Here is an 8,040-nt window from a genome sequence, read left to right as displayed (position 1 = left end):
AAAACTGGATCACCATTTACAACGAAGAAAGACCGCACAGCTCTCTTGGCAGAATATCGCCTAGAGACTATCGAGCACAGGCAGAAAACAACACTTTAGGAATGTCGGCTTGACGGGGGATACTACAGAACCAGCTAATCCAAAAAGCCTAGCCTTTAATAAATCATCAACATAAAAATACGGGTGTAATCCACCGGTCCATGCAAATGAACTTAAGCCTAAATTAGTTACTTTGAGCGTAAGAACAAGCTCATTGGCAGATATATGAGTAAAGAAATCCAGTCGAGCATGATGATCCCAGCCAGAGACAACATTCGGGGCAAGCTCTAAACAATAGAGCGAACTAGCACCTTCCTGAAGCCCCCCATCATCAAATCGCTCAATACACTCCCACTCAAGATTGCGTGCAAAACCATGCTTAGCGAACGGTCCATGGTCAGCGAACTGGGGAAATAAAATGGGGACACCGCCCCGACGAGGGATCCCAGATTTGGAAATTGGGCTTAGGTAAAAGATAGGCGACTTAGCATCATATTGCGCTTGCAATATTTGCGCGCCAAACGCCTCCTGCAGCAAGTTCACTGAAATGACCGAACCTAAAAAACTAAAGAATTAAGCCCGGCCATACTTATCTTCGAAGCGAACAATGTCATCCTCACCAAGATATGAGCCTGATTGCACCTCAATTAACTCTAGGCTAACCTTACCGGGATTCTCAAGACTATGAACCTCCCCAATGGGTATATAAACAGACTGATTCTCGGTAACCATTTGCTCACTCTTTCCAATGCGTACACGAGCTGTACCACTAACTACAACCCAGTGCTCAGCACGGTGATGATGCATTTGTACGGATAGCTTGGCACCAGGTTTGACGGTAATCCGCTTGACCTGATAGCGTCCGCCATAATCAATAGAGTCATATGAGCCCCATGGTCGAAAAACCTCACGATGGGACTCTACTTCAGGGCGCTCAGCCTTCTTTAAGCGATCCACAATCTTCTTGACGTCTTGCGAAGAATCTTTATGGGCAACTAAGACTGCATCCGATGTTTCCACAACAACTAAATTCTCTACACCTAAGAGTGTTACTAAGCGATGGTCTGCATGGACATAGGAATTCCGGGTGCTTTCTAAAATAACATCACCACGCATAGCATTACCTTGCGCATCTTGGGCTTGAACTTGCCATACAGAGGACCATGCGCCTACGTCGTTCCAGCCGGCATCTAGAGGAACTACAACAGCCTTTTGGGTTTTCTCCATCACGGCATAATCAATTGACTCTGATGGGCACTTACTAAACTCTTCTTTGCCAAGACGGCAAAAGTCTAAATCGATCTTGCTAGTCTCCCAAGCTGACTTACAAGCAGTGAACATAGAAGCATCAAATTGCTTTAGCTCATCTAAAAAGGCGGATGCCTTAAACAAGAACATACCGCTATTCCAAGCATAATTACCGCTATCCACATATTGTTGCGCGGCCTCTAAATTCGGTTTTTCTATAAACTCAGCAACCTTTAAGGGCTTACAACCCGCAAAAGCAGACTCTGCGCGAATGTACCCGTAACCTGTCTCAGGATAGTTTGGCAAAATTCCGAATGTGACTAAGGTACCTTTTTCAGCATCCGCCCTTGCCGCCTGGACAGAGTCTAAAAAAGCCGGAGAATTGGAGAATAAATGGTCTGATGGCAATATCAATAAGAGAGGGTCTTTGCCATCAATCATTGCAGCTAGGGCGGCAATTGCAATTGCCGGAGCTGTATTGCGAGCAACCGGCTCCAAAATTAACTTTGCGGGGCGCACATTAATTTCACGACATTGTTCTGCTACCAAAAAACGATGGTCGTCATTGGCAACAATAATGGGCTCAAGCAATGCGCCAGGGTTTAAATCTTTTAAACGGTGCAATGTCAATTGAAAAAGGGATTCATTCGCCGTCAGTGGTAAGAATTGCTTAGGACGAAGACTTCGCGATAGTGGCCACAATCGGGAACCCGACCCGCCCGACAGAATAACCGGAATAACTAAATTGTTAGCCAATCTTACCCCCAGGAAATATCGCTAAATTGAAACGCCACGGTAACAGAATTCATCGTTATGGGCTAGATATGTGACTTTTAACCCACTCCTGCACCACCTTAAAATCGACCTTACCATTAACAGACAAAGGCATCTCATCAATAGATAGAATGTGAGATGGCACCATATAGCTAGGTAAAATTTCAAGCAAGGTCTTTTTGATTAAATCAAAATCAAACTCAACAGAAGCGCCAATACTCACGACCCCTACCAAGCCCTCTATAGAGCCATCATTAAGCACCGGATATGGAACAACGCAAACCAAATCAGTCTTGGCAGCATTACGCAAAGCTGATTCAATATCCTGTAGCTCGATACGGTAGCCCTTCAATTTAATTTGACGGTCAGCTCTTCCACGATAACAATATCCATACTGCTGAGTAAATGTAGCCAAGTCACCCGTTCTAAGCCAACGCTTACCCTCAAATTCAAAAAAACGCTGTGAATTTAATTCAGGATTATTAAGATAGCCAACCGTTACCTGCTTTCCAGAAATGCAAAGTTCACCTACCCCATTAGCTATTTTTGGGAGCTCAGGATCAAATAAATCGATCTCAACACCATAATGCGGCCATCCCATAGGAATTACCTGATAAGCGGGATGCGGAGGAGCCTCGTTACCTAATAAATTGCGCTCAATCTCAAAATACGTATCAGTAACGGTCGCCTCTGTAATGCCGTGCAAATTTAACAATTTTGCATTTGGGGCTGCTTTCGAGAAATTACGAATAGTTTCATAATTAAGCGCTTCACCAGAAAAGATTGCGACTCGAAGAGAAGGCAAAGAATTTTCGGACAATAAGCCTAACTTATGCCCCATGCTCGCTAATGAAGGAACAGACATCCAAAGAGTGATCTCATGATCCTGGACATATCTTGGGGTCATTACCGCCTTGTCGGTTGGGACATGAATCAATTTAGCCCCATTTGTCCAGGCAACCACCAACTCCATTACTGAGTAGTCGAATGAGAAATCATGAATTTGTAAAAGCGAATCTGACGAATTGGGAGCAATATTTTTTTGCATCGCTAACGCATACTGCGCAATCTGCGATTGATGAATCGGTACTCCCTTTGGTTTTCCAGTGGTTCCACTTGTGAAAATAATGTAAGCAAGGTCATCAAAGACCTTGGGCTCAAGATCGAAGACCTGACTTAATATTTCAGCCTTACGAATATCAGAAAACTTGGGGTTAAGTGGGATATAGGGTTTAGAAAAAAGCCAGCAGGCGTAAATTGTTGCATATTCCTCAATGCTTCTATCGCCATTAAGCACTATGTAACTTTTTGAATCAAACTCATGCTTCTTGCTGATCCCCAATGCCAATTGATACAGTTGGGTATAAGTCAAAACTTGACCCTGATAATCAAGCGCAACCAGATTCGGTTTGTCAGCTAAAACCGATTTAAGAATCAGACTTAAACTGCCTGCCATTAAGTGGTAACCTTACGTTCAATAAGCGCTATTAAATCTCCAATAGTTTTTATTGAATCAATCTCTTTAGACCTAAATTGAATCCCAAAGTGACTTTCACATTTGAGCAATATTTCAATATTCTTAAAAGAATCCCATCCAGCAATATCACCGGTAACCATTCGATCGGCAATCACAAGCGAAGGATCGCCAAAAACTGCTCGAAAAACCTCCAAAACACCAAGCTCAGTAGCCACTTTCACCCCCAAAGTCTAATTTAAAATAATCATTTGTCTTATGCATTATCTTATCCCAATCATCAAAAGAAATAGTTTGATGTTTACCATCCTTCCAATATTCCCTCAAAAAACCAATGGCTACACTGTCGCTAAATTCCATAAAATCATAGGATTGTTCGCCTAGTTTCATAATTATCAGAATCTTATTTTTTCCATAGCTATTAATTACAGCAGCTAGCCTCTCAATTTCTGAGGTCTTTAGTATAAATTCTGATTTATAAACAAATAGCTTTTCTCCATCCTCGAAGTCCTCTCTTAGCCTTCTAGCAAGCATAGAAAAATGCATTCTTGATTTTTTAAAAACGGAATAAATATCATCATCCACTGAAATATTCCCCATCCTAAATCCAGTATGAATTTTTGCCTTATACTCCCTGTCAAAGAACCAATACTCATGAAAACTTTCGGTATTTTCATACTCTACGTAAGAAGACTCCTCGGTGGAAAAACCTTGGAACCTAGACTCAATTAATCGAATCAGTTGATCAAATGGCAATGTACCCCAGCGAAATAAGTCTGTTGGCTCAAAACCTCGTAACCTTTGAATAAAACCTAACTCACAATCAAAACCAAGGGAGACTGAATTTTCATAAACCTTGGCTAAAAGAATTTTTTTAACATTCGCATTGTTCGAAAACTCCGTCTCATGATTTGTTAGGTTTGATTTAATTTTTAATTTTCCAAGCAACTCACAAAGTATTGTGTAGTCAGAATTCTCAAATTTTCCAATCTTAGCTTTTGTCAAAAACGTATGGCTTGCCTTATCGGTGTCATTTAGCAACATATTATTTTTTGCTAACTCAGTAAGCAACCCCAAATGCATGGGAAAGCGCCTTCTCGAATTTTTAATAAATTTACCCGCAATCTCTACTTTATTTTTTTCATGCAAATATTGAATTACTTCCAAATGAAATTCGGGTTTCTTTTCATTTAGTACAAGACTTTCCTCCAAAAGAGCCTCAAGCTCGAAATCCATTTTACTCAACACATAAATGTCAGCGAGTAGATAAGTTAGGTCTATGGGTAAAAAGGATCTTTTTTTTAGCTTTAAAAGCTCTTTCATCCCAAGGGGAATATCGCCTGAATCTATTAGCTTTTTTATTTTCTTAAAGTCACTCATAAACAACGCAAAACCGCATTAGTGTAAGGAAAAATAATTTTAATGTATAAACTATGCAAATGAGCTCTAAAGGATTCAACTTAATTGGTTATGCCTCCTCACCAATGGGGCTCGGTGAAGATCTAAGGTCTTTTGCAGCATTACTGGTCATTTTAAAGATCCCATTTTCAGTCATTGATCTTCCTACCGATAGTAGCAATATTCTTAAAAATAACTGGGGAACTCAAACACAAAAAATCTATCCAATATCGATTTTCTTCACATCGCCAATTGAATTCAATTTACTTAATCAAAAATATCCAAATTTATTTACATTAGGAAAATTTAAAATTGGCTACTTCTTATGGGAGTTACCCGATTTTCCAGAGAGGCATGCAAACGCACTATCTATGGTTGACCATATCTGGTGTCCCACCAGCTTTGTTCAAGAGTCATTCATTAAAACAATCAAGAAGGTTATCCTTGCCATTCCCTTACCAGTTATTTCCCCGCCAATGAGTGGATATGACTTTAGGAAGGCGCTCGGTGTGCCTGGGGAAAGTTTTGTTTCGCTATATATGTTTGATATGCACTCCACAGTAAATAGAAAAAATCCCCATGGTGTCATAAAAGCATTTATTGAATTCAGCACGAATAATCCGGATGCCTATTTATTCCTGAAACTTAACCGTGCTAAATCTAGCCAACTGGAGGATCTGGGGTACATAAAAGACTGTAGAAATATCAAGGTGATAAACCAAATCTTAACGCCCAATCAAATTTCCGACTTATACCAAAGCGCTGATTGCTACCTCTCCTTACATCGCAGCGAAGGTTTTGGAAGAACCCTTGTAGAGGCCTTACGAAATGGGCTTTACGTTATCTCAACAAATTTTTCAGGGCCCAATGATTTTTTAAATCATCAGAACTCCCTGTTAATACAATGGGAGAAAACTATTGTGAATCAGGATGATTATCCTCATTGCGATACAAGCTGGTGGTCTGAACCTTCAGTCATTGATGCCTCCATCAAGCTGGAGGCAGCACAAAATCTATCCACCGAAGGGAGAAATCTAAAGGGTCAAGAGATGGCAAAAAAATATGAGCCTGAATATTTAGCCGAAAAATATAAGGGCATTATTCAGCATTATCTAGATACTTTCTCCTAATCGTAATAGTGCGAGAAATTTAATCAAAAAGTCTTCGATAGAATTTTGGGTAATGAATAAGATAAGTAACCCACTCTTAAAAATAGCAAAAATTCTATTTTTAGGGCTTTTTATAAACTCAATTTACTTCAGCACTTGCAATAGCCAAGTGCTTGTTGGCTATCAGGGCTGGTTTCGATGTCCTGGCGATGGGTCGCCAAATAATCATTGGCAGCACTGGATTGCAGGCCAAGGCATCTCCCAACACCTTACAGTTGATTTAGCTCCCGATGTATCCGAACTACCAATTAGCTCAAGATGCAAATTACCAAGCAATGTAAAAGGAGGTGATGAGGTCGAAGTATTTTCATCATTCTCTGCCGATGTTATCAACATACATTTTAATTGGCTCAAGCAGTACGATATTGACGGGGCCTTAATGCAACGCTTTGTCACAAATATTCCAAGCCTTCGCAATGAAGATGATCAAGTCCTCAGATGGGCCGGCCTGGCAGCCAAGAGGAGCAATAGAGTCATTGCAATCGAGTACGACCTAAGTGGGGCTAACCAAAACGAGGTGCTAAGCCAGATTCAGCTGGACATCAAATACCTAATTGAAGCCCAAGTCATCGACTTCAATTCAAACTATTTACAGCTTAAAGGAAAGCCAGTCATTAGCCTCTGGGGTCTTGGATTTAAGGGTGGACAGCATATTGATGATTCCCAAGAAGCTATGAAATTAATTCGTTGGCTAAAAGCTTCTGGTTTTATTGTTATGGGAGGCGTTCCTGGATATTGGCGAACACTCAAAAACGATAGCGTAGGCGAGATCGAATGGCAACACGTCTACGAAGAGCTCGATATTATTCAACCATGGACAGTTGGGCGATACAGTGACAGCAAGAGCATTGATAATTGGTATCAGAATGTATTGCTACCAGACATTGAACGTACAAATATAAATAAACAGATATATATGCCAGTAATATTTCCTGGTTTCTCATGGCATAACCTCAAGCCTGAAAATATATTAAACCAAATACCCAGAAATGGTGGTCAGTTTCTTTGGAAGCAGGCTTACAACGCCCAAAGGAGCGGCGCCACTATCATTAAGGTTGCAATGTTTGATGAAGTAGATGAGGGAACGGCAATTTTTAAAGCATTGCCTAAAATAAAAAAGCGTAATTTAAGCGGCGCCTGGCTTACACTTAATGCGGATGGATCTCAGCCCCCATCGGATTGGTATTTGATGGTAACCCAATTAATTTCAGCCGGATATCAAGGCAAATCACTTTCTAAAGAGCTTCCGAGGCTAGATTCAAACTCATATCCAACACCTCCATCAAGAGGTAAAAAAAGTTATGATTCCAGCGTGGTCTTGTTTTAAAAAAGACGTCAATTTATTGAATTTTTTGCCTAACCAATATATTTCTTAATCGATTCTGGAAATTGGGATTATCAGGCTCCAATTTTATGGCTTCCCGCATGCACTCAACGCACTGCTGTAATTTATCCAATCTCTCCATAATCTCGCTTTTATGACGATAAAATTCAGCAAATTTTGGATTAATTTTAATCGCAGCATCTATAGTTAAAAGGGACGATCTAAGCTTATTGGTTTTTAACATATGACGAGAGAGGCCGTAAAGATAAGATGGGGAGGTTAATCTTTTGGAAAAGAAGTCCAAGCCCTCTAGTGTATTTTCACTCCCAACCTTCACCGGCAGGTCCTTAATTACACCCAGCTCATTCAAATAGTGCGATGATGGGTGCCCGGCAAATGGTAATGCAACAAGATGGATATTGTTGGAAGGAGCTATTTTTAAGAATCTTGAAATATGTAACGCATCTAAATCCTTATCATCATAAAACGTAGATTCAAACACGAAGTGCAACACGGTTTAAAGATTGATTAAAGACTTCATTGGGGGTTTTAAATCCTAATCGTTTTCTAGGTCGGTTGTTTAATCGGTCTTGGATCATTCTAAGCTCTGCATC

9 protein-coding genes and 1 pseudogene are annotated in these 8,040 nt (G+C 40.4%); 3 read left to right on the top strand and 7 right to left on the bottom strand.

Annotated elements, in window-relative coordinates:
* Window positions 1-113 (top strand): integrase core domain-containing protein (locus tag ICN46_RS11665; protein WP_215336448.1); only part of this gene is annotated, 113 nt, incomplete at its 5' end.
* On the opposite strand, the gene ICN46_RS11660 is transcribed toward ICN46_RS11665, so the two are convergent.
* Genes ICN46_RS11660 through ICN46_RS11640 form a run of 5 tightly spaced genes read right to left on the bottom strand, consistent with a single transcriptional unit; the run spans window position 61 to window position 4,915 of the window.
* The gene (locus tag ICN46_RS11660) at window positions 61-582 is read right to left on the bottom strand and encodes an aldose epimerase family protein (protein ID WP_216209022.1); all 522 of its coding nucleotides are present in this window, start codon (window positions 580-582) and stop codon (window positions 61-63) included. The genes ICN46_RS11665 and ICN46_RS11660 overlap by 53 nt on opposite strands.
* Before the next feature lie 30 nt (window positions 583-612).
* Entirely contained in the window at window positions 613-2,043 is a 1,431-nt protein-coding gene (locus ICN46_RS11655) for a mannose-1-phosphate guanylyltransferase/mannose-6-phosphate isomerase (RefSeq protein ID WP_216209017.1), read from the bottom strand.
* 55 nt (window positions 2,044-2,098) lie between these two features.
* Window positions 2,099-3,517, bottom strand: a complete 1,419-nt coding sequence (locus ICN46_RS11650) for an AMP-binding protein (RefSeq protein ID WP_216209013.1) — start codon at window positions 3,515-3,517, stop codon at window positions 2,099-2,101.
* Window positions 3,517-3,753 carry an acyl carrier protein gene (locus tag ICN46_RS11645; protein WP_215344234.1) on the bottom strand — a complete coding sequence of 79 codons (237 nt, stop codon included), beginning with the start codon at window positions 3,751-3,753 and terminating at the stop codon, window positions 3,517-3,519. Before ICN46_RS11645 ends, ICN46_RS11650 begins: the two co-directional genes overlap by 1 nt.
* On the bottom strand, window positions 3,743-4,915 hold the full coding sequence (locus tag ICN46_RS11640; protein WP_216209010.1) for a hypothetical protein: 1,173 nt from the start codon (window positions 4,913-4,915) through the stop codon (window positions 3,743-3,745). Before ICN46_RS11640 ends, ICN46_RS11645 begins: the two co-directional genes overlap by 11 nt.
* 59 nt (window positions 4,916-4,974) lie before the next feature.
* On the opposite strand from ICN46_RS11640, the gene ICN46_RS11635 reads away from it, so the two are divergent.
* Both ICN46_RS11635 and ICN46_RS11630 read left to right on the top strand, forming a co-directional pair.
* Complete coding sequence (locus tag ICN46_RS11635; protein WP_216209008.1) at window positions 4,975-6,063, top strand: glycosyltransferase; 1,089 nt, start codon at window positions 4,975-4,977, stop codon at window positions 6,061-6,063.
* Window positions 6,064-6,115: 52 nt separating this feature from the next.
* The gene (locus ICN46_RS11630) at window positions 6,116-7,429 is read left to right on the top strand and encodes a glycoside hydrolase family 99 protein (protein WP_216209005.1); all 1,314 of its coding nucleotides are present in this window, start codon (window positions 6,116-6,118) and stop codon (window positions 7,427-7,429) included.
* A gap of 13 nt (window positions 7,430-7,442) precedes the next feature.
* Here the strand turns inward: ICN46_RS11630 and ICN46_RS11625 are convergent, their stop codons facing one another.
* Complete coding sequence (locus tag ICN46_RS11625; RefSeq protein WP_216209002.1) at window positions 7,443-7,928, bottom strand: hypothetical protein; 486 nt, start codon at window positions 7,926-7,928, stop codon at window positions 7,443-7,445.
* Window positions 7,921-8,040, bottom strand: a pseudogene (locus ICN46_RS11620) (IS30 family transposase); the annotation flags it as partial. The gene ICN46_RS11625 and the pseudogene ICN46_RS11620, both read right to left, overlap by 8 nt.

The sequence above is a fragment of the Polynucleobacter sp. Latsch14-2 genome, assembly GCF_018881925.1.
In the GTDB taxonomy this organism is placed as follows: domain Bacteria; phylum Pseudomonadota; class Gammaproteobacteria; order Burkholderiales; family Burkholderiaceae; genus Polynucleobacter.
This window is presented reverse-complemented; position numbering and strand designations above follow the sequence as displayed.

Bases quoted from the DNA above. Each gene is read 5' to 3' on its own strand.
- ICN46_RS11650 (WP_216209013.1), bottom strand. From the start codon at position 3,517: ATGGCAGGCAGTTTAAGTCTGATTCTTAAATCGGTTTTAGCTGACAAA.
- ICN46_RS11640 (WP_216209010.1), bottom strand. From the start codon at position 4,915: ATGAGTGACTTTAAGAAAATAAAAAAGCTAATAGATTCAGGCGATATT.
- ICN46_RS11635 (WP_216209008.1), top strand. From the start codon at position 4,975: ATGAGCTCTAAAGGATTCAACTTAATTGGTTATGCCTCCTCACCAATG.
- ICN46_RS11630 (WP_216209005.1), top strand. From the start codon at position 6,116: ATGAATAAGATAAGTAACCCACTCTTAAAAATAGCAAAAATTCTATTT.